Raw genomic sequence first — 25,181 nt, 5'->3', positions numbered from 1 at the left:
TCTCCTGCTATAAAAAATCGCGATGATGAATGCGCATAGCCTAGGCTGACATATTCAGTAATATAGGAATTCGATTTTTTCTGGAGAATGATTCCGGGAATTTTTAAATTGTAGTTGGTTGTACCATACCCAAATCCCGTTCCGAGGTATATTCCATTCCAGCCACTTCGTAAACAGTTCTCATAAGTAGCCACATAGTTTTGCAGGGGCTGCACACCGCAATTATCAGCTGAGGGCATAGGCAAGTTAGTTATGAACTCACCACAAGCGGCGCAGCCACCCCCTGAAGAGCATTCTGCCTCAGCAATTGCCTCCGCTGAAAACACATACAGGGATAAAGCGAATAAAGCTATTCCCCTTGATGTTAATTTCATACGGCTCTCCTTTTAAATGGCAATCAAAATCTAAACTTAACACCAAAATTTACCTCATCTCTTTGAGGCTCTATCACATTGTCAGCCGCCAACTGCGTCAATGAAGCAGTGGATGCAAAAACTTCGGAAATAACCGCAATCGGGAGGTTTGCAGCGATTGCTGAAACATCCGGTGTAAAAGTCATTTTGTTACCAAAGGTATGTATATAATTAAGATGGAAACTAACATGCAGCCCAGCTGCCACTCCGAATCCCGCACCAAGACGGTATCCAGTGCCAGTCTTTTTTCTAAACTCGGCAAAATCCATTCCTAGCACCTGAGTGGACAGATCGGGGCCCACATCATCCAATGTAACCAAGGGAAAGCAGACGCGTCTATTCCATGAATATTGCGTCTGTTCCACACCCAATCGCAAGTACGCAACAAAACGTGAGAAAACAAAACCTGGAAGGAGATCAGCGGAAACAGCATGTTGAGAATTAATGTCCAGCCTTATTTTGCAAGGAAAACTGGACACAGACTCAGCCACAGGACCCACACCTTGTGTAACCAGTGAATCAAAGGGATCTAGGTAACTGATGGGATTAACGCGGGAGCGGTAATTATAACCAACCTCTCCCCCTAAGAAGAAATAATCAAAAACAAAATTGTAACCACCGTTAAATATGGTGACCAAATAGCTACGCGCATCATTATCCATACCAAAAGGCGAAACGCCTCCGACTTTTAAATGATAATTAATGTTACCCAAACCATAAGCAGCCCCCAAATAAGGACCCGCAAAATAACCGCGGCATCGAATGGTCTCAGCAGAAGCGACATAGTTAGTTAAGGGATTTATTCCGGGATCATAAGAAGGAATGCCAGCAGCATTGGCGGAAATATAACCGCAAGGCGCGCACGTTCCCGGAACTGAACAAGCGGCCGCCTCATCCGCATAACATTTTAGTGAAAATAAAACACAGCCAAATAAAAGAACTGCTGACAACTTTGTCTTATTTATTATTCTTGTCATGGGAGTCATCCTTGTGACAGCAAAGGGCTTACTATAATCGTTAGCTACCGGGATGGCAATAAAAGCAAAAGAGCTTGTCTGCTAGAAATGACAAAGCATTCCCGGTTTGGGTAATGAGCAAATTTCCGCTAAATGATGCCGCAAAGACTCTACTGTATTAAGACCTTGGCGAAGCGTCTTTTACCCACCTGATAAACATGGGCAGTGCCCGCTTTCACTTGAAGCTGACCATCAGACACTTTTTCTCCATCTATACGCACGGCGCCTTGATCAATCATACGCATTGCTTCAGAGGTGCTAGAAACCAAATTGGCCTGTTTTAAAAGATGCGCAATATAAAGTTGTCCATCAGGTGCAGTTAATGTAATCGTCGGTAAATCTTCTGGAATCTCATGGCGCTGAAATCGTGCGATGAAGTTTTGTTCTGCGGCTAGCGCTGCCTCTTTGGAATGAAAACGTTCAACGATCTCCATAGCCAGCTTTACTTTAAAGTCTTTTGGGTTTGCTCCTTCTGAAATTTGTTTTCGCCAAGCACTTATATTAGTAATTGGAGAAAAACTTAGCAGTTCGTAATATCGCCACATCAGATCATCAGAGATAGACATCAGCTTGCCAAAAATATCGTCAGGAGACTCATCGATGCCGATGTAGTTCCCAAGTGATTTGGACATTTTTTGCACTCCATCGAGGCCTTCCAGTAGTGGCATCGTCATGACTGTTTGCGAGGGTTGACCAAAATGTTTTTGAAGTTCACGGCCCATTAACAAATTAAATTTTTGATCTGTACCACCCAATTCCACATCTGCCTTCATGGCGACTGAATCATAACCTTGTAATAAGGGATATAAGAATTCATGTATTGCAATGGGTTGACCGCCGCTATAACGTTTTTGGAAATCATCCCTCTCTAGCATTCTCGCCACAGTATGGGTTGCGGCCAGTCTAATGATATCCGAGGCATTCAGTTGCTCCATCCAAGCTGAATTGAACATCACGACCGTTTTTTCTGGGTCTAAAATCTTAAAAATTTGCCTTTGATAGGTTTTGGCATTTTCAATCACCTGTTCTTTAGAGAGAGGGGGGCGGGTGGCATTTTTTCCACTGGGATCGCCGATCATGCCGGTAAAGTCTCCAATCAAAAATAACACCTCATGCCCTAACTCTTGAAATTGGCGTAACTTATTTATTAAAACGGTATGTCCTAAATGCAAATCTGGGGCCGTGGGGTCAAAACCTGCCTTCACACGCAGGGGACGATTAATTTTTAATCTTGCTTCAAAGTCAGCTTCTAGCAGGATTTCGACAACGCCTCTTTTTAGATATTCTATCGACTCAGTTACTGTGCCCATTGCAATCTCCCGCATTAACTTATATGATTTGTGGCTAAATATCTGACACATAATTTCAGATTATAACTGTTACGCAAAGTAGCAAGTTAATTCCTTTTGGAATACTAATAATTTAATGGATTTAAATGAAGATATATTATTATAAGCAACAGCGAAATACCTTTGAGCTGTTTGGAAAAAGATCATCACCAATAAAATTACGATATCTTATAATAGGCGTACTTGCCTTGTTAGTTATCAGTTTAAGTGTTTGGAAGTTAAAACACTCCAGCACGTCACAAAAAATCATCGAAATACCAGATCAAGTTCAAACTAGCCAACCTCTTTCGATGCAAAGCACCACGCTTGATGAAGAAACTCAAGCAACTTCAATAAAAATCCAAAACAATATGGAACAAAATTCTCAAAAAAATGAAGAGAATCTAAAAGCTGAGGAACCACAAACCGCTCCCCCATCTTCAAGCCTTGAAAACAAAACTCAAACCGTTACTGTCAGATCAAAAGACACACTCGGCAAAATTTTTTCTAGAATGGGCATCAATAAAAATGAAGCGATTCAAGTTATAAAAATTAATGACGATTCAAAGGCGCTCAAGAAATTAATTCCAGGGCAGAAAATAACGCTTTCCATCAATAATCATTCGCTACAACAAATGCGTTATACTATTGATCCTGCGAGCACATTAATAATTAATCGAATTAGCGATTCTAAATTTCAATCTCAACTAAAAGTAGCCAATTTAGAACCCCACCAATCTTTTACAAAATTTACTGTTTATGGATCAGTAGGTTCCGCTGCTCGAAAAGCAGGGCTGAATGGTAAACGCACTACACAATTATCAACTATCTTCAAAAATAGTATTGATTTCAACAAAGGAAATCATACGGGTGACAATGTTTGTGTCCTCTTCCAAGACTATTACGTCGGCGACAAGAAAGTAAAAGAAGGCGAGATTGTCGCAGCAGAATATAAAACAGCAACCAATACTTATCAGGCAGTCCGCTTTACTGATCCACAGGGGAATAGTGGTTATTATTCTCCCGATGGAACCAGTATGCAAAAAAGATTTTTGCCTGCGCCCTTAAAATTTACACGTATTAGCTCTTTATTCAATCCAAAACGCTGGCACCCAGTTTTACATCGGTTTCGACATCATGAAGGTGTAGATTACGCGGCTCCATATGGAACGCCAATCAAAAGTGTTGCGAATGGAACCATTGCATTATTAGGCCGAAAAGGTGGCTATGGTAATACAATCATGATTAAACATGACTCTAGCTACAGCACTCTTTATGGGCATCTCTCTAAATATGCTTGCGGTTTGAAAATAGGCAGCCAAGTACAACAAGGCCAACTGATTGGTTATGTGGGTAGTTCGGGACTTGCCACTGGACCACATTTGCATTTCGAATTTAGAATCAATGGTGTTCATCGCAATCCACTTACGGTAGCACTACCCAGTGGAAAATCGATCACACATGCCTGTCGCAATAAATTTCATATTGAAGTAAAAAAATTACTTGCCAAGCTGGATGCGCACAAGAATTCTAATCGCGGTTAACCCTTAATTATGTCGCCGATCTACATTGGCTTAATGTCAGGCACCAGTATTGATTCAATAGATGTTGCCGCAGTCAGCTTCGATGATTCCTTCAGTCTGTTAGGAGGATTAAGCATCCCCTTCCCACTCTCAATTCAAGAATCCCTTCATACCATATGTCAGCCTGGGGAAGATGAAATCAATCAACTGGGGCAATTAGATAGACAACTGGGTTTTTTATTCGCGGATGCGTGTAATGATTTGCTCAAAAAATTAGGTCTTGCATCGCATGACATAGTCGCTATTGGAAGCCATGGCCAAACAATAAGACATCACCCCAATAAAGCATATCCTTTTACCTTGCAAATAGGTGATCCTAACATCATTGCTGAACGGACCGGGATCACTACTGTCGCAGACTTTCGACGCAGAGATATGGCTTGCGGCGGGCAAGGGGCGCCCCTAACACCTGCTTTTCATCACTTTGCTTTCCACTCATTGCAGCGGAACAGAGTTGTCATCAATATAGGGGGGATTGCGAATCTTACTTACTTACCTTTTGATGAAAATGAGCAGGTGGTGGGATTTGACTGCGGACCGGGTAACACCTTGTTGGATCAGTGGATCAGAAAACACCAACATCAGCCTTATGACTATGAGGGTGGCTGGGCAAACCAAGGAATTGTCCATCTACCACTATTAGAACGGCTACTCTCAGACCCTTATTTTCAGCTCCCCCCTCCTAAAAGCACTGGTCGCGAATATTTTAATCTAGAGTGGCTGGAGGAAAACTTATTAAATATGCATCTAGCCCCCGTGGACATTCAAAGCACTTTAGCTGAACTAACTGCGCGCACGATTTTAGCTGCAGTGGCTACCCACACTAAAGAGGCCAGTGATATTTTAATCTGTGGGGGCGGGGTTCATAATAAAGACCTAGTAGCTCGTTTAGAGCGCATGAGAGGAATCCATTCTCTATTTAGCACCAATGATTTCGGAGTTGATCCTGATTGGGTGGAGGCCATTGCTTTTGCCTGGATGGCTAAACAGACTATGAATAGGTTACCGGGTAACATGCCCGCCGTAACAGGGGCCGCCAAGGCGACCATTCTGGGCGGGGTATATTGGCCTTTTTGATATTCTGCTTCGCTACTGTCTTAAGTTTCGGGTAGTTTGTCTGGGGACCTGGATTACGCTGCGCTTCATCCAGGCTACAGTTGGGTTATAGGTTATAGGTTAGGCGGAAAAAGATGATCCGCAGCCGCAGGTGGTTTGGGCATTGGGATTTCGAATAACGAATCGTGAGCCTTCGACATCTTCTCTGTAATCAATCTCGGCACCTGCAAGATATTGGAAGCTTAAGGAATCAATAAGCAACTTCACTTGGGCGCCGCCACCCTGAGATCCCTCATCAGATTCACCTTCAGTGACGCTTTTCTCTATAATCATGTCATCAGCATTAATTTTCTCGTCAAACGTAAAGCCGTATTTAAATCCGGAACAGCCGCCCCCAGTAATGAATACCCGCAAGTTAAGATCAGGATTACCTTCTTCTTGAATTAATTGATAGACTTTCACTGCGGCGTTTTGCGTGAATACGAGAGATGACGCTAATTCTGACATACGTTCTTTACCTTAATCGCTTCTAAATGATAATTATTATCATTTGGGCGCGGTTTTTAGTCAAGCGAAACTTAATAAGGAGATTTATGCTGTGGTTTAAGGCTTTTCATATAATTTTTGTTGTCACCTGGTTTAGCGGCTTATTCTACCTTCCCCGTCTGTTTGTATACCATGCTAGCGTCCAGGATAGCATCAGTGATGCCAGATTTAAAATTATGGAAAGAAAACTTTATTATGGCATAACGATGCCGAGCGCTATTTTAGCGACGCTTTTTGGGATCATCCTTCTCAGTTATAGTTTTTCAGGGTATTTGCAGTTGGGTTGGATGCATCTAAAACTAGGGTTAGTGGTTCTTCTGTGGTTATATCAGTTTATCTGTGGCAAATATGTTCAAAATTTTAAAAAAAACCTGAATAAACACTCCGCCACTTTTTATCGTTTTTTTAATGAAATACCGGTTTTATTTTTGGTGGCTATTATTATCTTGGTAGTCGTTAAACCTTCCTTTTAATAGCAAAAAATGTAGAATTTAACCCAGTAAGAAATGGACAAATAAGAGGCATTCTAATGAATAATAAAGCTGAAGTGCGTAAACGGCCCACGAAGCCTCCTAGGGCAGATAAGTTAAATAATATTGAATCTCTTGTAAACTTCCAAAACTTCCTACTCATCTTACAAAAAACTCTTCCTCAACTGAAAAAACATTTTAACAATCTATTGTGCACTGATAAAAAATTGGAGATGTCTAGATTAAAAGAGCTCATGACGGAGGAGGTAAAAGCACAATTTGCAGCACTAAATTATGACTCTTTATTTCAAGTGCTACAGCATTATAAAAAATTAAAAGATAATTCGGCTGTGTCTAGATTTGCACAAACATTTGCTTCCTACCAACAAAATGCAAATAACTCAACGATGCAGATGTTAGAAGAAGCTTTAAAAAATGCTATTGAGGCGTTAACCGATGAGATTCAAAAGCTTGCTCCTAATAATGCATCTACAAATAAACACACGGAAAAAGCTACAAAGAAAGACGAGGGAGAAGCTAACATCCCTGTGATTAACTCTAATCTGAAATCCTTGCCCTCACCATCTCAAGATGAAGAGAAGGATTACATTAAAGAAGAGACGCCCTTTGATAGGTTAAAACCTTTATTTCAAGAGATTGAAAAAGTCGCTCAACGTTTAGATCGGGAATCACACCATTTTTTTTCAATTGGTAGGGGGAAAAAAGCGCAGACAATAAGAACAGCACTTCAAAATGCAAAATCAGCTTTAACTAATCCCATGCACGATCATTTCAAGGATCTTAATGACAAGAAACTTTTTGAAGAATTTTTGGATATCCATCCTGTTGCCCAAAGATCTTTGAAAAGTGCCTTGAGTGTGCATCGTGTATTACCGCAAAATTGTGGTCGCTCAACCCATTCTCTTCTTGATATAGAAAACTTCATTAAAGATTATCAAAGTGTTGCAGTGAACGAAAACTCTAAACTGCTACCATAACAAAATCTGCCTTACTGGCACCGCATTCAGGACATAACCAATCTTCAGGAACCTCCTGCCAAAGAGTTCCTGGAGCAATACCATCTTCAGGCCAACCCAGTTCTTCATCGTAGATATAACCGCACAATAAACACATGTATTTTTTCATAACGTCTCTTGTTAATTTATCGTCTCTACTCACACCTAAAGTGATTAGTTGGCTAGTCCGCTTCTATAGGCGAGTAGTTACAATTTATCAGTTTTAAATTTTGCTGTTATCATAGGGTATTTTTATCACTCTAGGTAGTCAGATTATGCAAATACTCGATAAATCTCTGGAACTTTATACTTTTGCTAAATTGCATATTCCGGGAGGCGTTAATTCACCCGTTCGAGCGTTTAATGGCGTGGGCGGTGTTCCGGTCTTTATCAAAAAAGCCCAAGGGCCTTATGTATTTGACCAAAATGATAAGCGATATATTGATTATGTGGGATCGTGGGGTCCAATGATTTTGGGGCATACGCATCCACAGGTTTTGCAAGCGGTTAAAGACACCATGGTCAAAGGGTTAAGCTTCGGCGCCCCCACTTTGATAGAAGTTAAGATGGCAGAAAAAATTTGTCATTTGGTTCCTTCGATCGAGATGGTGCGATTAGTTAACTCCGGTACTGAGGCCACCATGAGTGCAATTCGACTTGCTAGGGCATTCACTTCGCGTACCAAAATTTTGAAGTTTGCAGGATGCTATCATGGGCACTCAGACTCGTTACTGGTTAATGCAGGCTCAGGCGCATTAACCTTAGGCATTCCCAGTTCTCCAGGCGTCCCAGAAGACTTGGCTCAGCACACCCTCACCGCTGATTACAATGATATTGATTCTGTTATACAGTTTTTTGAACGGTTCCCAGATGAAATTGCCGCAGTCATTATTGAACCCGTCGTAGGTAACATGAACTGCGTGCTACCAAAGCCTGACTTTTTAAAACAATTGCGCGATGTCTGCACCACCTATAAAAGTCTTTTGATTTTTGATGAGGTGATAACGGGATTTCGAGTGGCTTTAGGCGGCGCACAAGAAAAATATGGGATTACTCCAGACCTAACAACGTTGGGTAAAATCATTGGTGGGGGCATGCCCATTGGAGCCTTTGGTGGCAGAAGGGATATTATGGAGTTAGTCGCTCCTATTGGACCCGTATATCAGGCAGGTACTCTCTCGGGAAACCCAGTTTCCATCGCTGCCGGTTTAGCTACATTAGAGGAGATATCCAAACCTGAATTTTATACTAAACTCCAGTCGAAGACTGATTATCTAGTAGAAGGGCTCAAAGAGGCCGCAAAAACCTGCCAAATTCCCTTAGTAATCAATTCTACGTGTGGTTTATTTGGATTATTTTTCACCGAACAAGAATCGGTTTCTTCTTTACAAGACGTTCGAAATTGTGATCTACCCCGCTTTCAACGTTTTTTCCATCATATGCTGCAAAATGGGATTTATTTAGCCCCTTCCGCATATGAAGCAGGTTTTATGTCTATTGCGCATAAAAAACGAGAATTAGATCAAACTATTCAAGTTGCAGCCAAAGTTTTCGGGCAGTTAAGTGCAAGTTAATCACACCTTAACTGGCTGAAGCTTGGTGGATAAATCGTCTCGAACCAGCAGCATATAATTTACAGGAATGTCTTGCCATTCTGCTTTGTAGCTGTTTAATGTCTCGGAGACCACTAATACGGCTCCATTCTGGCCCGCCCTAGAAGGGCGCATATGACACACTCCGCCGTAATACTCATAGTAACTCCCCTCTGAAAAATGCAGGGATGGTGCTTTGGAGGCTTTTTCCGAGATATATCGTACCGCAACAATACTGCGACCATCTGTAATCGCTGCATTGATATAGTTTATACCCTCTACATGCTGCTCTTTTTGTAATAATTGAATGCGCTGTAGCGTTTCTTCAAAGGCGCCGCCTATATCTTCGGCGGTAAGATGGCATTTATTTTGGTTAAAAATATCGATAAAAAGCGCAAACATATGTTCAGAATCTGTGGATCCCTTAATCCAATCATACGCTTCATCGGAAAGTTGGCGCCTTAAGTACCGTTTAATTTTGTGGAATTCTGCAATATCCCCATTATGCATAAATAAGAAACGGTGATAATGGAAGGGATGACAGTTTAAAATTGAAACGCCGCCGGAGCTTGCGGCTCGAACATGGGCAAAAAAACAGTTTGATCTGATCTTAGGAGCCAGGTATTGAAGATTGCGATCATTCCATGCGGGTTGGATTGAAGTAAATAATGCAGGATATGGGTCAATTTCGGGCACATACCACCCTAAACCGAAGCCATCTCCATTTAACGGCTCATCGGCTTCTCTCGCATGAATACTCTGACGTATTAATGAATTCTTAGGCTTATAGAGGACGTCATCTAAAATGATGGGATTTCCCGCATAGGCAATAAAACGACACATGGCTATACTCTTTTGCAAACCTATTAAATATTATAGGCCCACTATAAAATAAAGCATCCACCAAAAGCACACTGCCACTAAAGCTGCTGCCGGAACGGTAATGACCCACGCCCAAACAATGCGCCTTGCAATTCCCCATCTCACCGCAGAAAAGTTAAATAAACTGCCAGTGCCAAAAATTGAACCGGCTATTGTATGGGTGGTAGAGACAGGAATCCCAAAATGGGTCGCGATAAATAAAGTCATCGCACTTGCTGTCTCAGCACAGAAACCGCTGACGGGCTTTAATTTAGTGATACGCATGCCCATGGTTCTGACTATCTTCCAACCGCCAAATAAGGTACCTAACGCCATTACAAAGTTACAAGTAATCACCACCCAGATTGGCACATAGAATTTATCGCCTAAAAGATTCGAGGAGAAGAGTAATACAGCAATAATACCCATTGTTTTTTGGGCATCATTACCGCCATGTCCAAGACTTATTAATGCTGCTGAAACCAATTGTAAACGTTTGAAAAGTTTATCTGCTTTTAATCGGGGCACTCGCCAAAATAACCGCACTATTAAGAACATAAACAAAACACCAAATACGAATCCCAAAATGGGGGAGAGGAAAATCGCAGCGAATATTTTTGTTATTCCTGTAATATTAATGACGTCAAAATTACCATTGGCTCGCGCAAGACCAGCTCCAAGCAGTCCGCCAAATAAAGCATGTGATGAACTCGAAGGAAGCCCATAATACCAAGTGATAATATTCCAGATAATCGCGCCAAATAACGCAGCACAGATAAGATGAGGATTTACGATAGAGGGATCAATTATGCCAGTACCGATAGTGTTGGCGACTTCTAATTTGAAAAATAAAAAGGCAATGAAGTTAAAGAAGGCGGCCCAGATAACAGCCCAATAAGGCTTCAGAACTCGGGTGGATACAACGGTCGCAATTGAATTGGCTGCGTCGTGAAAGCCATTTAAAAAATCAAAAAATAAGGCTAGTGCAATGATAAAAACAACGAAAGTCATCATATCAAGCGTACTCTAGAACAATGCCCTTCATGATATTAGCCAGATTTTGACTTTTATCAGTGATGCGCTTGATCGACTCATAGACTTCCTTGATTTTGAGCAGATTCTTAAAGTCAGATTCTTGTTCAAATAATTTCGCAACACCCGTTAACGCTAATTGCTCCGCCTCATTTCTTAACTTAATTATTTGACGGCAATACTGCATAATTTCATCACCATTTTTCAAAGAATCGAGTTGGTGAATAGAAGTTTTAACTAAACGAGCAATTTCTAACGCAAGCTGTGCCAGGCTTTGAATCTCAGAGGGAATCGTTTCTATTTGATAAATAGTAATCTTCTGGGCAGTCGTATGTAATAAATCCAAAACGTCATCTAAGGTGCTAGCCAATTTATGAATATCATAACGGTCAAACGGCGTTATAAAAGTTTTGTGCAGAAGGTCGAATGTACGTCTTGTTAACTCGTCGCCTTCTTTTGCATCTTGCTCAATAATGCTCGCGCACTCGCCAGACACCTCTAAATTAGTTACTAAAGATTGAAACTGTTCCGCGGCATGCAATACCTTTTCAGCAACCTCTTGAAAGAGAGTAAAAAAGCCTTTCTCTCGCGGAAGTAACTTTTTCAACATGCCCACTTAACTCCAAAAACAATACAGTTTTGTTATGATCAAATTCTGATGCTTTGTACACCTTAAGGCTTCTCTTGTACAGTATTTTTTAGATCTGTCAACGTTTCATTCATTCTGAAAAAAAGGATGATCGTTTCGCATACGACGCGTACTACAAGAGGCCCTAAGATCAATATTTGCAAACCATGCAAGAATGCATGGTGTATGAAATTATTGATAGCGCCTATTATGCAAAGTATGACCGCTATCCAAAAAAGTAGCTGTACTAGGAGGGGGGTAAGCATTCGCTTGAATAGTAAAAAATCACGCATGAATATTCCCTTCTTCCTTCAGCTAGCAGAAAAACAGTTCAGCCAAATATGGATGTTCTTCCAAGTTCTAAATGAGTGCTGAATAATTACGATAGAAATTACTCTTTACAGTATCCGCTAATATACGCAGAATATACCACATCCCAAGAGATTTGCTCTCCTTTAAAACCAACCATTGAATAAATACTGATGAGAAAATTATACACCGCCGGATTTTATACGGTATTGCCCTTTATTCTTGTTCGTGCATTTTGGCGCTCGCGTAAGACGCGCAATAATTTCCAACGTCTTGGAGAAAGACTTGGCAAATATAGCCATGAGCAGATTTCTTCATCCTTGTGGTTACACGCCGTTTCTTATGGAGAAGCCGTCGCAGCAGAACCCCTAATAAGACAATTAAAAACTACTTTTGCTAATATACCCATCATCATTACGACTATGACAGCTACAGGTGCTATTCGGGTTGAAAGCACATGGAAAGATGACTCCCAAATTAAACATATTTATATGCCTTACGATCTCCCCTTTATCATTAAACGTTTTTTGAAACATAATAACCCCATGCTAGGCGTTATCATGGAGACTGAGTTATGGCCCAACTTATTGCACATTGCTGGCCTGAATAAACTGCCATTAGTATTGGCTAATGCCCGCCTTTCACCTCGTTCGCTCACAGGGTATATGCGTATCAAAAAATTAATTTCGCCGCTACTCAAAAACATTAGTGTGTTATGTGCACAAAGCACACAGGATGCTAATCGATTTTTAAGCCTGGGCTTCCCAAAGGATCAACTCATGACCCTTGGAAACTTGAAGTTTGATATCAAACCGCCCGAGCAACAGATTCTAAAAGGGTTAGAAATTAAGCAGCAACTTCCTTTTAAACATATCTTGGTCGCGGCGAGCACCCATGCCGGTGAAGAGGAGCAACTTATTGATGTGTTTTCTCAAATTCGGCAGAAATTCCCTGACACCCTGTTGATTCTTGTACCAAGACATCCAGAAAGATTTGATGAGGTCGCCAATTTATGTTCCAAAAAAGGACATACTATATCAAGACGCAGCAGCCATAACCTGCCAACCTCTGAAACAAGTATATTTATTGGGGACAGCATGGGAGAACTTTATTTCTTCTATGCCTTGGCAAATATTGCGTTTGTTGGCGGAAGTTTGGTGCCAGTGGGTGGACACAATTTATTAGAACCTGCCGCTTTAAAGCTCCCCATTGTAACTGGCCCGCATTTATTTAATTTTACGGCAATTAGCGACTTGTTGACCCATTCAAAGGCGCTTCATGTCGCTAAAGATGCTGAAGCGCTTTATGATATTTTTTGCAGATTATTAGCAGACGAAACTTATTGCAACAGAGTAGGGGCTGCGGGCTATGAGGTGATTGAAGAAAATCGAGGCGCGACCGAAAAGCACATCAACGTCATTACTAAAACTATTCAGAAGACAATGCCACGCCTTAGCGATTAGTGAGTTTCAGGCATTAAACAGCCCTCTAATAGAGCATCATATTTTTTAATATCAATCGTACTGTAGAGCCAACAATTGATTTGCTGTATATCACCTACGCTCAAGGTTCCCGATGCTTGCTTTAATAAAACTGTTTGATAAATATATTCATAGCGATCACGAATAAACGTTTTTTGAGCATTATAAAGTTGGGTTTGCTGGTTTAGAACATCTAAAATGGTACGTGTTCCCACTTTATAGCTTTCCATTGTCGCCTTTAAAGAGAGCTGGCTGGAGCTTATCAATGCTCTATCGGCATTTACTTTTGCAATATAGGCATAAATACCTAAGAAAGAATTCCTAGCCTGAGAGGTTACCAAGCGGCGGATTCTTTCTTGCTCGATACAGGCTTGCTGATATTGATATTGGGCTTGATTGGTTCGAGCAATAATCCCGCCCCCTTGAATGGGAGCCCAATCTAGCTCCACCCCACCTTGTGCAATTTGTTGGCGTAGTAATACACCACTGCCTTGGATATTACTATCGTAGCTATAGATGAATTGACCAAAGGTATTTACTACGGGCAACTGATCTCCCGCTTGGATTTTAATATTTTGCTGAGCCGCCAGAGTGGCAAAGTGAGCAGCCAGTAATTGATAATTTTGTTTTTCCGATATGCAAACCCAATCTGTAATATTAGCTGGCTGAGGCGTGACTAGAGGTAGGAAACCACTCAAACCTTTTAAGTTACAATATAAATGATTGGTGATGGTGCGCAAAATCTCGATTCTCGCGGCTAGCTCATAGCGCTCCGTGACTTCTTGAGCGATAACCAAATCGAATCGCGCCTGGGCTTCATAAACATTGGTAATAGGGATTACGCCAACTCTAAAAGTTTCTTTGCTTTGCCTAAGCTGTTCCGCCACAGCTTTTTTATTCTCCCTTGTATAAAACAAGTTAGCATCCGCAATCATTACATCGAAATAGGCTCTAACCACTCTCACCATTAAGTCTTGCGCAGAGGCACAAAAAGCAGCCTCTGCTTGCTTGACGGTGGCCTTTGCTTGCTGAACCTTCGACCAATTTTTGTAGTTAAAGACAGGTTGAGTTAATTTTAAAGAATAAAAAACATGGTTATTATAAAAAGTATTGGTATCTGCGATGGGGATGAAGATTCCTGTGGATTGGAAGTTCGTAAAGTTAATTCCATCGATTCTTACTCTTTGACGTTCAGCATCCCCGTGAATATCAAGGCGGGGCAATAGCGCAGAACGGTTGATGGGGAGATTTTCTCTATTCGCTAGTAATTCCGCATAGGCCCCATTAAATTTAGGATCGCATTTTACTGCCTCACAATATATCTCGAGTAAGTCAGCAGCGAGTAATGTTTGAGACCACACTGCTAACAAGGTAATCAGGCAAGAAATTATTTTTTTCATAAACTATGAACTCTTCCTTGGTTCTAAAATGTGAACGTTTCAGGTTCTTTTACATCTAATATTCGGGGTCGCTCTGTTTCAAATATTGTTGTTTCATCCCAATTAGTTTTCGAGACTCGCCGGATAATCATTGCCTCCATTGCGGGAGTGTTGCCTATAACAGCAAAGAGTCTGCCCTGAATGTTAAGTGCATTCTTTAAAACTTGAGGAATATCAGGGAGTGATCCGGTGCACAGGATAACATCAAAAGGATAATAATCTTGCCATCCCTGATAGATTCCCCCTACTAAGGGCGTGACGTTGGTTATTTTATACTTTTCAATCTTATTTTTGACATTGTCGAGCGAGTCAAAGTCATTATCCAAATAATATACATGTTTACCCAGTTTCGTAAGCAAGGTCAGCATAAAACCGCTATCTATGCCTAAGAGTAAAATTTTATCTGCCGGGGTTATTTTTAGTTCTTGCAGAATTCGCGCTTCTTCACGAGGAGGCATCATACTCTGCCCATGCCCTAACGGAATTGCTAGGTCTGCGAAGGCGAGTGATTTGTATTTGACGGGTACAAATTCCTCACGAGGTACAGTAATGAAGAGACCTAAGATCTTATCATTTAATACATCCCACGTCCGAATTTGCTGTTTGAGCATATTAGTCCGGGCCTTTTCATGGCCTTTGGGACCATTGATCGATAACTGGAGGAAACCATCCTTTGCCATTGCGTTCTCTTTATTAACTTCGCGTCCTGCTATTTCTCTAAGCGCTTTGAGTAGTTACTATATAAATGATTCGGAGGTGATTGTAACAACTTAAAGACAAATTAAAAATATTTGATCTAAACTTTACCTGCTAAGCTAAACCCTCTCTATAAACAAAGGTGGAACATGGCCCAAAAGTCTAAATTTGATAGCCAAAAAGATGTTGAGATGATATCCGAAGAGGAAATTTATTCGGGATTTTTTAAAGTTAGAACCTACCATTTCAAACATCGCTTATTTTTAGGCGGCTGGAGCGAGGTACTGGGTCGTGCGTTGTGTATCCGACGCCCCATAGCAGCTGCACTTCCCTATGATCCACTTCTAAATAAAATCGTTCTCATAGAGCAATTTAGAATAGGCGCCATGGCTCAACAATGTCCCTGGTTATTGGAAATAGTTGCGGGACTTGCCGATGAAGATGATAGAAATCCTGAAGACATCATTCGCCGAGAAATTAAGGAAGAGAGTGGGTTAGATCCGATTGCCTTAAAAAAAATATATGAGTATTGGGTGAGTCCGGGAGGGAGCAATGAATACCTTAGCATGTTTTGCGCCAAGGTGGATGCTTCTCAGGCAGGCGGCATTCATGGCTTAAAGGAAGAGCATGAGGATATCCGCGTCCATGTAATGGATACCCAAGAAGCGTTTGATTTGCTTGAAAAAGGCGCTATCAACAATGCGATTACCATCATGGCGCTTCAATGGTTGCAACTTAATAAACCTAAATTGGATGTCGAATGGAATGATAACTAGTCTTCGTGTGGCCCAAATTTCAGATTGTCATTTGTTCGCCGATCCTCTGGAGCAACTACAAAACTCCTCACCTGATGCGAATCTGACCGCTGTCTTGGAAATGATAGTTTGACCCCAGGTTATCGCTGGATAGAATTTGAATATAATGGCAATATAAAAACAGGTATCAGTCGTCTACCATGAGTAAAACATATGTCAGAAAATAAAAATTCCTATACCGCAGAAGCAATTGAGGTATTAAGCGGCCTAGATCCGGTACGTAAACGCCCAGGCATGTATACCGATACCCGCAATCCTAACCACTTGGCGTTTGAAGCAATTGACAATAGTGTCGATGAGGCTATCGCCGGGCATGCCACACAAATAGCCATTAATGTTTATAAGGACGGATCATTAGAAGTTATTGATGATGGTCGAGGAATGCCTGTTGATAAGCATCCTGAAGAAGGCATACCCGGAGTAGAGCTAATTTTGACTCGACTTCATGCTGGAGCAAAATTCTCTAATAAAAACTATAAGTTTTCAGGAGGTCTCCACGGCGTAGGCATTTCCGTGGTGAATGCGCTTTCCACTAAATTGCAGGTGATCGTAAAACGTGAAGGTAAGCTTTACCAAATGGTGTTTGCCAATGGTGATAAGGCCTCAGACCTTGTCGTAGTTGGAACCGCCAACAAACAAGAAAGTGGCACCACGGTCCGCTTTTGGCCGGATAGCAAATACTTCGATATCGGTAAATTCTCTCTCACCCATTTAAAACATGCTTTAAGAGCAAAAGCAGTATTGTGTCCCGGCTTACACGTTTATTTTCATGATGAGCATACCGGTAAGACTGAAGAGTGGTGCTACGAAGATGGGTTGAAAGACTACCTCAGCAGCACCTTGGTCAATGAAGAAAGATTACCCGAGGACCCTTTTGTGGGCAGTTTCTTTGGTAATGAAGAGGCGGTGGATTGGGCCGTATCTTGGTTGCCTGAAAATAAGGGCATTATCGTTGCTGAAAGTTATGTAAATCTTATTCCCACCATTCAGGGGGGAACACATGTTAATGGTTTTCGAACGGGCCTACTCGAAGCAATGCGGGAATTTTGTGAAATTCGCAAACTTTTGCCGAGGGGATTGAAACTTACCGTCGATGATATCTGGGAAAACTGTAATTATGTATTATCTGTCAAACTGCAGGATCCCCAATTCTCTGGTCAAACGAAAGAACGCTTATCCTCACGAGAATGCGTTGCCTTTGTTTCTGGCGTGGTAAAAGATGCTTTTAGTCTATTCTTAAATCAACATGTCAATCTTGGCGAAAGTTTAGCCGAACTGGCCATTAACAATGCCCAAAGACGGACCCGTGATAGTAAAAAAATCATCCGCAAAAAAGTCACTTCAGGACCGGCCTTACCCGGAAAATTAGCAGATTGTAGCTCTCAAGATTCTGATTCAAGTGAACTATTTTTGGTTGAAGGAGATTCCGCGGGGGGATCGGCAAAGCAGGCGAGAAGTCGGGAATTTCAGGCAGTGATGCCGCTGCGAGGGAAAATTTTAAATACGTGGGAAGTGAATCCTGATGAAATTTTAGGCTCTCAAGAAATTCACGATATCTCGGTTGCTATCGGTGTTGAGCCAGGAGCGCACGACATGGAAAACCTAAGATATAGCAAGATCTGCATTTTGGCTGACGCAGATTCTGATGGTCAACATATCGCTACCTTACTCTGCGCTTTATTTTTAAAACATTTTAAACCCTTGGTCATCGCGGGTCATATCTTTGTCGCCATGCCTCCCTTATATCGGATTGATATTGGTAAAGAGGTTTTCTATGCTCTCGATGATGCGGAAAAGAAAGGCATTTTAGAACGGATCTCCGCTGAAAAGAAAAAAGGCACGGTTCATGTTCAACGTTTTAAAGGGTTGGGGGAAATGAATCCACTGCAGCTTCGCGAGACCACCATGGCACCCGAAACGCGGCGGCTAGTACAACTTAATGTACAAGAAGGCGACAAAACCGAAGATTTATTAGATATGTTATTATCAAAAAAACGTTCCCTGGATAGAAAACATTGGCTGGAAACCAAGGGCGATTTAGCAGAGGTTCAAATATGAAACACAATCCAGAATTTTTAGCCCTCGTAGAAGACGCACAAAGTAGAGTTGAAGAAATTAATATTGTTCAATTAAACGAAAAATTGCAGAACAATGATCAATTTTATCTCGTTGATGTGCGTGAAGATAATGAATGGCAAAGAGGACGAATACCCAAGGCTATTCATATGAGTAAGGGCGTCATAGAAAGGGATATTGAGAAGATTATTGTAGATAAAAGAGCGACCATTGTCTTATATTGCGGCGGCGGTTTTCGTTCGGCACTAGCAAGTGATGCGATACAAAAAATGGGCTACACCAGTGTCTATTCTTTGCAGGGTGGTTTTGGTTCATGGTTTAGCGCAGACTTGCCAGTCAGCTATTAGTCTCTTGGGTTTTACGGGTGTCCGACAAATAAACATCATATCGAGTTGCTTTCCCCTTATATATTAAGGAAGGTGACTCGTTAATTAGCGTTTCAGCGTATCTTGGTCGTTTTACCACTACTCTTTTTTTGGCGCATCTTTGGGCGATCCTAAATAAGGCTTGTGCATCTTCATCCTCCCCCACAATGCTTTTCAATATCCTCATTTCTTTTTTTACCAAGGCTGACTTAGTTCTTTCGGGGAACATAGGGTCTAGATAAATGACATCTACCTGCCGTTGATGCTTAAGCTCATTATTAAGAAAATCAATGCTGTCCACACATAATAAATTTATATTATTAATCCAATTGGGCAGGTGTGTTTGGGCGCGTTTTAAACCATCTTCCAGCAACGCAAAAATGATAGGAGAACGTTCAAGCAAGGTTACCTCGCAACCCAGGTTAGCCATTACCAATGCGTCATTACCCAGACCGGCGGTGGCATCAATAATGCGAGGTATAAAATGTCCTTTAAGCCCTATGGCTTTAGCAATAAGCTCGTTTCTGCCCTTATTCTTAAGAAGTCGTTTTTGAATATTTTGATTTAAAAAATCGACATAGAGTGGGTTTATTTTTTGATTCGTTAAACGTAATTCTAAGCGCTGCGCTGTCAGTGTTAAAACTAATTGATTAGGTTGAAGATCCAAAACTAGAGGGAGTTGCAATTTTTTCGCTAATTGTTCACCTTCAGACTCACGTGTTTTGTCTTCTATATAAAACGCAAGTTCTGCTACAATCATCGATTAATTTTATCCACTATTAGCCCGATTCGTAGTTTACTTCATGGTCAAGCAATGTTGAAAAGAATTATTCCTCTCCTACTAACGTCAATCGCTCAGATTGTTAACGCAGCATCACCGGCCCCCGTTCAAGGCAGCAAATTCATGGCAGTCTCTAGTCAACGATACGCAACCGAAGTGGGAGCTTGTATTCTAAAACAAGGAGGCAATGCTGTGGATGCCGCTGTCGCTATGGGCTATGCCCTTGCCGTGGTTAATCCGTGTTGCGGGAATATAGGCGGAGGCGGATTTATGTTAATTCGATTTGCTAATGGCCACGCAACTTTTTTAAACTTTAGGGAAAAAGCCCCGAAAAAAAGCAGGCTAGATTTATTTCTGGATCCAAAGGGTAATGTCATTTTTGAGAACTTGAGTACTGGACATATCAAGGGGGCATTAGCCAAGCCTTATTTGGCTGTGGGAATTCCTGGAACCGTCATGGGTTTGAATAAGGCGCTTGAAAAATATGGAACTTTGCCCCTGAGCCAGGTCCTTGCACCTGCTATACGATTAGCAGAGGATGGTTACCTGCTCTTGCCCGGAGATGTCAGCATTTTAAAAACAGGTGAGGAGAGCTTTAAAACTCAACCTAATGTGTGCGCTATATTTATGAAGGGGGGCCGTAGCTACAACCCGGGTGATCGATTGGTTCAAAAAAATTTGGCGACTACTTTAAAAGAAATCGCAAGTAAGGGGACTGCTGGCTTTTACCAAGGAAAAATAGCAGAAGAAATTGTTAAGGCGAGCAATAAAAATGGCGGTGTAATAACAAAAAGTGATTTAAGTCATTATTCTATTGATGAACAATCGCCGCTTGTTTGTACTTATCGTGGCTATAAAATCATCACCACGCCCCCGCCAGGGTCTGGCACAACAATATGCGAAGCGTTGAAGATACTTGAACCTTATAAACTGCGTGAGTATGGTTTCCATTCTGCGATGGGAACACACTATGCAGTGGAAGCGATGCGATTTTCCTATGCTGATCGCAACCGTTATTTAGGAGACCCCAACTTTATTCAAAACCCCGTTAAAACGTTACTATCGCAATCCCATATTCGAAAAATACAGGCTCAAATAAAACCTAATAAAGCGACTCCTTCTGACAGAATCCGTTGGGATATTCCCGAAGGGAGCAATACTACCTCGTATGTGGTCATTGATCGGAAAGGAAATGCGGTATCGGTGACTTATACTCTAAATGATTATTTTGGCTCCAAAGTTATTCCGGGGAAAACTGGATTTTTCTTAAATAATGAGATGGCTGATTTTACGATTAAACCCAATACTTCTAATACTTATGGTCTTTATCAAGGCAAACAAAATCTTCTCGAACCTAATAAACGCCCTTTAAGTTCTATGGCGCCCACCATTATGACTAAGGACGACAAATTGTTCTTGGTCATTGGCACCCCAGGCGGATCAACTATTCCCTCGCAAATAATTAATGTCATATTGAATGTCATTGATTACGGGATGAATATTCAGGAGGCAGAAGATGCACCTCGTTTTCATATGCAATGGTTGCCAGACAAAATATTTATGGAGCAATTTGCATTTTCTAGAGATACCCAAGCCATTCTGGAAAAAATGGGTTATCAGCTTAAACTTGGCTCACCTTACGACACTCCTTACTGGGGGGCGGTGAGTGGCATCCTGATAGACTCAGAGACACATAAATTTTATGGCGCTATGGATAGCCGCCGCCCGACTGGGGCGGCCATAGGTGAATAGCTTTAAAAAGATATGCTATTCTTACCGTTCTACTACTGGAGAATTACATGTTCAATCACGCCATTATTGATCTTTTGCTGGAACATCTGCGTGACTTGAGCGAATTCCTAGCCGTCTTCCTGCTTATTTTTAGTATCCTGGGACTGATTATCTTATACATTCATGATCGCTATCAGAAAGAACATTCAATTTTGCGTAATTATCCTATTGTTGGACATCTACGTTATATTACAGAAGACCTGGGCGTTTATCTGCGTCAGTACTGGTTTGAAGGGGACCGTGAAGAACTTCCGTTCAATCGCGCGCAACGATCGTGGGTTTATCGCGCGGCTAAGGATCTAAATAATACAGTGAGTTTTGGTTCTACCAGAGATCTCAAACCGACTGGGACAGTGCTTTTCGTAGATGCTCCGTTTCCTACCCTTAATCAAGACGCGGTAGAGTCAAAACCGGTTACCATAGGCAAAAATTGCAAGCATCCTTACACCGCCAAATCGATTTTTAACATTTCTGCCATGAGCTACGGCGCTATGTCTAAAAAAGCCATTATCGCTTTATCTCATGGCGCCAAAATGGCAGGTTGCTGGCTCAATACGGGAGAAGGCGGCGTATCACCTTATCACCTGGAAGGCGGGGCTGATTTAGTTGCTCAAATAGGAACAGCCAAGTATGGGTTTCGTACTTTAGATGGCAAATTAAGTGATAAGAGACTTCGAGAGGTAGCTGCACTACGTCAAATAGTAATGTTTGAAGTTAAATTGAGTCAGGGAGCCAAACCCGGTAAGGGGGGGCTATTACCCGCTGTAAAAGTTAATGCAGAAATCTCAGAAATTCGCGGCATTCCAATACATGAAGATTCAATTAGCCCCAATCGTCATCCAGAAATCGCTAATTCTTCACAACTGCTTGATTTTATTAATCATGTACGCGATGTCACCGGCAAGCCTACGGGATTCAAAATCGCTTTAGGGGGATTTGAATGGCTTGATGAGTTATGCGTGGAGATTTTAAAACGGGGGGAAGACTGCGCTCCAGATTTTATCACCCTGGATGGCGCAGGTGGCGGGACAGGCGCTGCGCCAATGAGTTTAATAGATTACATGGGCATCCCTTTGAGTGAAGCCCTGCCCGTTTTAGTCGACACCTTGGTGGAATATGGTTTACGTGATCGCATTAAAATTATTGCTTCCAGCAAGGTGATCACGCCAGCCGATGTATCATGGGCCTTGTGCGCAGGAGCCGACTTTATCAACTCTGCACGTGGCTTCATGTTTTCACTAGGGTGCGTTCAAGCCTTAAGATGTCATTTAAATACTTGCCCCACCGGCATCACTTCGAATGATCCGCGTTATACCTATGGTCTTGACCCGACAGTGAAATCAGTGCGCGTCTATCATTATGCAAAAAATATGGAATATGAAATTGGAGTCATTAGCCATTCTTGTGGGGTTCGTGAACCTAGACAACTTAATCGATCTCATGCCAGGTTAATGACAGCCAATGGAGTATCGATATCAATGGCCTCTTTATATCCCAACAAGATTCCGGGAAGTAAAGCGAAATTGATTTTGGAAAAATTACGATTAGAAAGCAATAAAGAAAGCACATAATTGAATGGTGAGGCACTCGCTATAAAGAAATTGCTAGCTCATCAAAAAATTGTTTGGCGATGTCTATATCATAAAAAGGTTCGAGCTCACGAACGCAGGTAGGACTGGTCACGTTAATTTCAGTCAAATATTCGCCAATCACATCTAATCCCACAAATACCAAGCCCTTTTCGAGTAGTTTCTTGCTCACCTGTTCACAAATATAATAATCTCGCGTAGTTAACTCCACCCCTTTGGCATTGCCCCCGGCGGCTAAATTACCTCGAATTTCTCCTTCCTTGGGTAACCTTGCCAGGGCGTAGGGAATGGGTTTCCCGTAGATCATAAAGATTCGTTTGTCGCCCTCGGTAATGGATGGGATAAACCGTTGCGCCATAATGTGCGATAGTCCATTCTGGGTAAGCACTTCAATGACCACATTAATATTATGATCGCCTTCCTTTAAGTGAAAAATGGAACCTCCGCCCATAGAGTGCAGAGGTTTTAAAACCACCTCTTTTTGATCTTTAATAAATTGTCGTAATAAGGAGCCGTCTTTAGTCACTATCGTGGTAGGCATACATTGCGGGAACCACTGAGCGAACAGTTTTTCATTAGCATCCCTTAATCCCTGGGGATCATTAATTACCCTTACCCCCTCGGCCTTTGCAAACTCTAGAATATATGTCGTATAAATATATTCCATATCAAACGGCGGATCTTTGCGCATCAAAATAACATCAAAAAAGTCGAGTTGCTTCGACTGTTTTTCACCGAGTTGATACCAACACTTTGGATCATTAAATACCTGCAGAGAACAAGCATTCCCGAAGGCCACCCCGTCTCGAACAAATAAATCTTTCTGTTCTAAGTAGGATAAAGACCAATCGCGGCGCTGCGCTTCCAAAAGTAGGGCTAAGGTTGTGTCCTTCTTAAAATTAATAGAAGAGATCGGATCCATTACTACTGCTAAATTAACCGGCATTGTTATTACCTTCAGCGGGCGTTGTTATATTTAATTCTCTTGCAGCTGCGATTAAAGCAAGCCTTGCTATAACACCATAAGCATAGATTCGTTGATTTTCTTCCTCATTTGAAGGATCAAATGACTCAAAATGCATGCCCGGAGCATTCAAATTTTCATTGAAACCCTTTGCTTCATGCACTCGATAAAATCCACCAACGACTTTTTTACCAATCATGTAAATCACTGGTTCTGCTGTAAACCGTTTCTCACCTCGGGTTTCTAGGGTGTGAACACCTTCTTGAATTATTACCTGATGGACTTCTCGCCCTCCCTTGATACTTGCCATCCGAGTGCGATCTTTACGATTTATGCTTAGTAGTTCCTTTGGATCTTGAATCATCATGACAGCCATACCGTAGGTTCCCGCATCTGCCTTGACTACTATGTAAGGTTGTTGTGTGACACTAAATTTTTTATACTGCGTTTCAATTTCTCTAAAGAGCTCTTCTGAACGCCGTGCTATACAATGCTCCCCATTCTTGCTCGCCATGAAATTTACTTTGCCACAGTATTTAAATAACGGAGCCAGTAGCCAAGGGTCTAAGTCAAACTCGCTCGCAAATTCAGTCGCAACCTGTTGATAATGATTGAAATGTACCGATTTAAGACGGGTATGCCATCCCGCATTTACAGGCGGTATAATTATTTGATCAATGTCTTCGAGTAAGACAGGAACGCCGTTCGACAAGTCATTATTGAGTAAAATGAGATCGGGAATAAAATCGTTGATTTGTAGTTTATTATGCTTACGCGATAGAGGGTGCAAAGTAAGTTGTTTCCCCGAAGGCAAATCAACGATTTTGGGTTGATCGAGTTCAGATAATAGACTGCCAATGTTGACTTGTAAGCCTGCCTTTTCCAAAATATCTTGAATAATGAAAATATTCTCATAGTAATGAACATTTCGCGTATGATCTTCTGGAATGATAAGTATTTTTTTCACCAATGGGTGATCTTGCTCAAAGACCTTCTTGACGGCCTCAACACAAAAGTGCTCACTCTGGCCGAGATTGTTAAATCCTGCGGGGAATAAATTCGTATCGACCGGGGCTATCTTAAATCCCGCGTTTCGAACATCTACTGAACAATAAAATGGGACCGGATGATCGCTTAATTTCTGTTCAAGCCAGGTTTCAATTTGTGGCTTTTTTGAGGTTAAATAATTTTCTACACTCAAGACAGTTCCCGTTGAGGGGACGGCTACTGGAGAAAACCTGTTTAAATCAATGTTAGACATAGAAACCCTTATTTGATTAAGGTTGTTATCAGTTTTACCTGGTATTATGCTTGGTTATATAATGTTTTGTAAG

At 41.6% G+C, this 25,181-nt stretch carries 25 protein-coding genes (1 of these 25 running past the window's edge); 11 read left to right on the top strand and 14 right to left on the bottom strand.

The window, feature by feature from the left end; all coding sequences use genetic code 11:
* The 3 genes from H0U71_01530 to H0U71_01520 form a co-directional block, all read right to left on the bottom strand.
* On the bottom strand, positions 1-374 hold the 5' end (the start) of the coding sequence (locus tag H0U71_01530; protein ID MBA2653734.1) for a hypothetical protein. It extends 634 nt beyond the left edge of the window; only the first 374 of its 1,008 coding nucleotides appear in the window; its start codon is at positions 372-374; its stop codon lies off the left edge, out of view.
* 23 nt (positions 375-397) lie between these two features.
* Entirely contained in the window at positions 398-1,390 is a 993-nt protein-coding gene (locus tag H0U71_01525; protein ID MBA2653733.1) for a hypothetical protein, read from the bottom strand.
* A gap of 149 nt (positions 1,391-1,539) precedes the next feature.
* Positions 1,540-2,739: a tyrosine--tRNA ligase gene (locus tag H0U71_01520; GenBank protein ID MBA2653732.1), complete on the bottom strand. Its 1,200-nt coding sequence runs from the start codon at positions 2,737-2,739 to the stop codon at positions 1,540-1,542.
* A 125-nt stretch (positions 2,740-2,864) separates the two neighbouring features.
* On the opposite strand from H0U71_01520, the gene H0U71_01515 reads away from it, so the two are divergent.
* Positions 2,865-4,301 (top strand): peptidoglycan DD-metalloendopeptidase family protein, encoded by a 1,437-nt coding sequence (locus H0U71_01515; protein MBA2653731.1) that lies wholly within the window; start codon positions 2,865-2,867, stop codon positions 4,299-4,301.
* Positions 4,302-4,310: 9 nt separating this feature from the next.
* A complete protein-coding gene (locus tag H0U71_01510; protein ID MBA2653730.1) occupies positions 4,311-5,417 on the top strand; it encodes an anhydro-N-acetylmuramic acid kinase in 1,107 nt (368 codons plus the stop codon).
* A gap of 99 nt (positions 5,418-5,516) precedes the next feature.
* Here H0U71_01510 and erpA read toward each other — a convergent pair whose 3' ends face one another.
* The gene (gene erpA / locus H0U71_01505; GenBank protein ID MBA2653729.1) at positions 5,517-5,903 is read right to left on the bottom strand and encodes an iron-sulfur cluster insertion protein ErpA; all 387 of its coding nucleotides are present in this window, start codon (positions 5,901-5,903) and stop codon (positions 5,517-5,519) included.
* Between the two features lie 86 nt (positions 5,904-5,989).
* Here erpA and hemJ point away from each other — a divergent pair, with 86 nt between their 5' ends.
* Together hemJ and H0U71_01495 are read left to right on the top strand one after the other, a co-directional pair.
* Positions 5,990-6,415: a protoporphyrinogen oxidase HemJ gene (hemJ, locus tag H0U71_01500; protein ID MBA2653728.1), complete on the top strand. Its 426-nt coding sequence runs from the start codon at positions 5,990-5,992 to the stop codon at positions 6,413-6,415.
* A 56-nt stretch (positions 6,416-6,471) separates the two neighbouring features.
* Positions 6,472-7,410, top strand: a complete 939-nt coding sequence (locus H0U71_01495) for a hypothetical protein (protein MBA2653727.1) — start codon at positions 6,472-6,474, stop codon at positions 7,408-7,410.
* Here the strand turns inward: H0U71_01495 and H0U71_01490 are convergent.
* Positions 7,394-7,558 (bottom strand): rubredoxin, encoded by a 165-nt coding sequence (locus H0U71_01490; protein MBA2653726.1) that lies wholly within the window; start codon positions 7,556-7,558, stop codon positions 7,394-7,396. The genes H0U71_01495 and H0U71_01490 overlap by 17 nt on opposite strands.
* Before the next feature lie 145 nt (positions 7,559-7,703).
* Here H0U71_01490 and hemL point away from each other — a divergent pair, with 145 nt between their 5' ends.
* On the top strand, positions 7,704-9,002 hold the full coding sequence (gene hemL / locus H0U71_01485) for a glutamate-1-semialdehyde 2,1-aminomutase (GenBank protein MBA2653725.1): 1,299 nt from the start codon (positions 7,704-7,706) through the stop codon (positions 9,000-9,002).
* Here hemL and H0U71_01480 read toward each other — a convergent pair whose 3' ends face one another.
* The 4 genes from H0U71_01480 to H0U71_01465 all read right to left on the bottom strand — a co-directional run bounded on the left by H0U71_01480 (position 9,003) and on the right by H0U71_01465 (position 11,834).
* Positions 9,003-9,863: a class II glutamine amidotransferase gene (locus H0U71_01480; protein ID MBA2653724.1), complete on the bottom strand. Its 861-nt coding sequence runs from the start codon at positions 9,861-9,863 to the stop codon at positions 9,003-9,005.
* A 30-nt stretch (positions 9,864-9,893) separates the two neighbouring features.
* Positions 9,894-10,895: an inorganic phosphate transporter gene (locus H0U71_01475; protein MBA2653723.1), complete on the bottom strand. Its 1,002-nt coding sequence runs from the start codon at positions 10,893-10,895 to the stop codon at positions 9,894-9,896.
* 1 nt (position 10,896) lies between these two features.
* Positions 10,897-11,523 (bottom strand): DUF47 family protein, encoded by a 627-nt coding sequence (locus tag H0U71_01470; protein ID MBA2653722.1) that lies wholly within the window; start codon positions 11,521-11,523, stop codon positions 10,897-10,899.
* 62 nt (positions 11,524-11,585) lie between these two features.
* Entirely contained in the window at positions 11,586-11,834 is a 249-nt protein-coding gene (locus H0U71_01465) for a hypothetical protein (protein ID MBA2653721.1), read from the bottom strand.
* Between the two features lie 189 nt (positions 11,835-12,023).
* Between H0U71_01465 and waaA the strand changes: the two genes are divergently transcribed.
* Complete coding sequence (waaA, locus tag H0U71_01460) at positions 12,024-13,313, top strand: lipid IV(A) 3-deoxy-D-manno-octulosonic acid transferase (protein MBA2653720.1); 1,290 nt, start codon at positions 12,024-12,026, stop codon at positions 13,311-13,313.
* Here the strand turns inward: waaA and H0U71_01455 are convergent.
* Together H0U71_01455 and H0U71_01450 are read right to left on the bottom strand one after the other, a co-directional pair.
* Positions 13,310-14,731, bottom strand: coding sequence for a TolC family outer membrane protein (locus tag H0U71_01455; GenBank protein ID MBA2653719.1), 1,422 nt, complete (start codon positions 14,729-14,731; stop codon positions 13,310-13,312). The genes waaA and H0U71_01455 overlap by 4 nt on opposite strands.
* 23 nt (positions 14,732-14,754) lie before the next feature.
* Positions 14,755-15,450: a protein-L-isoaspartate O-methyltransferase gene (locus tag H0U71_01450; protein ID MBA2653718.1), complete on the bottom strand. Its 696-nt coding sequence runs from the start codon at positions 15,448-15,450 to the stop codon at positions 14,755-14,757.
* Between the two features lie 165 nt (positions 15,451-15,615).
* Between H0U71_01450 and H0U71_01445 the strand changes: the two genes are divergently transcribed.
* The 3 genes from H0U71_01445 (at position 15,616) to H0U71_01435 (ending at position 18,704) form a co-directional block, all read left to right on the top strand.
* Positions 15,616-16,242 (top strand): NUDIX domain-containing protein, encoded by a 627-nt coding sequence (locus H0U71_01445; GenBank protein MBA2653717.1) that lies wholly within the window; start codon positions 15,616-15,618, stop codon positions 16,240-16,242.
* Positions 16,243-16,434: 192 nt separating this feature from the next.
* The gene (parE, locus tag H0U71_01440; protein MBA2653716.1) at positions 16,435-18,339 is read left to right on the top strand and encodes a DNA topoisomerase IV subunit B; all 1,905 of its coding nucleotides are present in this window, start codon (positions 16,435-16,437) and stop codon (positions 18,337-18,339) included.
* Complete coding sequence (locus H0U71_01435; GenBank protein ID MBA2653715.1) at positions 18,336-18,704, top strand: sulfurtransferase; 369 nt, start codon at positions 18,336-18,338, stop codon at positions 18,702-18,704. The genes parE and H0U71_01435 overlap by 4 nt, the downstream gene beginning before the upstream one ends.
* On the opposite strand, the gene H0U71_01430 is transcribed toward H0U71_01435, so the two are convergent.
* On the bottom strand, positions 18,694-19,482 hold the full coding sequence (locus H0U71_01430) for a class I SAM-dependent methyltransferase (GenBank protein MBA2653714.1): 789 nt from the start codon (positions 19,480-19,482) through the stop codon (positions 18,694-18,696). The genes H0U71_01435 and H0U71_01430 overlap by 11 nt on opposite strands.
* A 54-nt stretch (positions 19,483-19,536) precedes the next feature.
* On the opposite strand from H0U71_01430, the gene ggt reads away from it, so the two are divergent.
* Together ggt and H0U71_01420 are read left to right on the top strand one after the other, a co-directional pair.
* Positions 19,537-21,255: a gamma-glutamyltransferase gene (gene ggt / locus H0U71_01425; GenBank protein MBA2653713.1), complete on the top strand. Its 1,719-nt coding sequence runs from the start codon at positions 19,537-19,539 to the stop codon at positions 21,253-21,255.
* A gap of 47 nt (positions 21,256-21,302) precedes the next feature.
* The gene (locus tag H0U71_01420) at positions 21,303-22,865 is read left to right on the top strand and encodes an FMN-binding glutamate synthase family protein (protein MBA2653712.1); all 1,563 of its coding nucleotides are present in this window, start codon (positions 21,303-21,305) and stop codon (positions 22,863-22,865) included.
* 19 nt (positions 22,866-22,884) lie between these two features.
* Here H0U71_01420 and gshB read toward each other — a convergent pair whose 3' ends face one another.
* Positions 22,885-23,829, bottom strand: a complete 945-nt coding sequence (gshB, locus tag H0U71_01415; protein ID MBA2653711.1) for a glutathione synthase — start codon at positions 23,827-23,829, stop codon at positions 22,885-22,887.
* Positions 23,819-25,108: a glutamate--cysteine ligase gene (gene gshA / locus H0U71_01410; GenBank protein ID MBA2653710.1), complete on the bottom strand. Its 1,290-nt coding sequence runs from the start codon at positions 25,106-25,108 to the stop codon at positions 23,819-23,821. Before gshA ends, gshB begins: the two co-directional genes overlap by 11 nt.
* Positions 25,109-25,181 lie beyond the last annotated feature (73 nt).

This window comes from Gammaproteobacteria bacterium (assembly GCA_013697705.1).
Taxonomy (GTDB): Bacteria; Pseudomonadota; Gammaproteobacteria; order UBA6002; family UBA6002; genus UBA6002.
The sequence above is the reverse complement of the archived record's forward strand: the minus strand, read 5'-3'. Positions and strand labels throughout refer to the sequence as shown.

Bases quoted from the DNA above. Each gene is read 5' to 3' on its own strand.
- H0U71_01525 (MBA2653733.1), bottom strand. From the start codon at position 1,390: ATGACAAGAATAATAAATAAGACAAAGTTGTCAGCAGTTCTTTTATTT.
- H0U71_01520 (MBA2653732.1), bottom strand. From the start codon at position 2,739: ATGGGCACAGTAACTGAGTCGATAGAATATCTAAAAAGAGGCGTTGTC.
- H0U71_01515 (MBA2653731.1), top strand. From the start codon at position 2,865: ATGAAGATATATTATTATAAGCAACAGCGAAATACCTTTGAGCTGTTT.
- H0U71_01510 (MBA2653730.1), top strand. From the start codon at position 4,311: ATGTCGCCGATCTACATTGGCTTAATGTCAGGCACCAGTATTGATTCA.
- erpA (MBA2653729.1), bottom strand. From the start codon at position 5,903: ATGTCAGAATTAGCGTCATCTCTCGTATTCACGCAAAACGCCGCAGTG.
- hemJ (MBA2653728.1), top strand. From the start codon at position 5,990: ATGCTGTGGTTTAAGGCTTTTCATATAATTTTTGTTGTCACCTGGTTT.
- H0U71_01495 (MBA2653727.1), top strand. From the start codon at position 6,472: ATGAATAATAAAGCTGAAGTGCGTAAACGGCCCACGAAGCCTCCTAGG.
- H0U71_01490 (MBA2653726.1), bottom strand. From the start codon at position 7,558: ATGAAAAAATACATGTGTTTATTGTGCGGTTATATCTACGATGAAGAA.
- hemL (MBA2653725.1), top strand. From the start codon at position 7,704: ATGCAAATACTCGATAAATCTCTGGAACTTTATACTTTTGCTAAATTG.
- H0U71_01480 (MBA2653724.1), bottom strand. From the start codon at position 9,863: ATGTGTCGTTTTATTGCCTATGCGGGAAATCCCATCATTTTAGATGAC.
- H0U71_01475 (MBA2653723.1), bottom strand. From the start codon at position 10,895: ATGATGACTTTCGTTGTTTTTATCATTGCACTAGCCTTATTTTTTGAT.
- H0U71_01470 (MBA2653722.1), bottom strand. From the start codon at position 11,523: ATGTTGAAAAAGTTACTTCCGCGAGAGAAAGGCTTTTTTACTCTCTTT.
- H0U71_01465 (MBA2653721.1), bottom strand. From the start codon at position 11,834: ATGCGTGATTTTTTACTATTCAAGCGAATGCTTACCCCCCTCCTAGTA.
- waaA (MBA2653720.1), top strand. From the start codon at position 12,024: ATGAGAAAATTATACACCGCCGGATTTTATACGGTATTGCCCTTTATT.
- H0U71_01455 (MBA2653719.1), bottom strand. From the start codon at position 14,731: ATGAAAAAAATAATTTCTTGCCTGATTACCTTGTTAGCAGTGTGGTCT.
- H0U71_01450 (MBA2653718.1), bottom strand. From the start codon at position 15,450: ATGGCAAAGGATGGTTTCCTCCAGTTATCGATCAATGGTCCCAAAGGC.
- H0U71_01445 (MBA2653717.1), top strand. From the start codon at position 15,616: ATGGCCCAAAAGTCTAAATTTGATAGCCAAAAAGATGTTGAGATGATA.
- parE (MBA2653716.1), top strand. From the start codon at position 16,435: ATGTCAGAAAATAAAAATTCCTATACCGCAGAAGCAATTGAGGTATTA.
- H0U71_01435 (MBA2653715.1), top strand. From the start codon at position 18,336: ATGAAACACAATCCAGAATTTTTAGCCCTCGTAGAAGACGCACAAAGT.
- H0U71_01430 (MBA2653714.1), bottom strand. From the start codon at position 19,482: ATGATTGTAGCAGAACTTGCGTTTTATATAGAAGACAAAACACGTGAG.
- ggt (MBA2653713.1), top strand. From the start codon at position 19,537: ATGTTGAAAAGAATTATTCCTCTCCTACTAACGTCAATCGCTCAGATT.
- H0U71_01420 (MBA2653712.1), top strand. From the start codon at position 21,303: ATGTTCAATCACGCCATTATTGATCTTTTGCTGGAACATCTGCGTGAC.
- gshB (MBA2653711.1), bottom strand. From the start codon at position 23,829: ATGCCGGTTAATTTAGCAGTAGTAATGGATCCGATCTCTTCTATTAAT.
- gshA (MBA2653710.1), bottom strand. From the start codon at position 25,108: ATGTCTAACATTGATTTAAACAGGTTTTCTCCAGTAGCCGTCCCCTCA.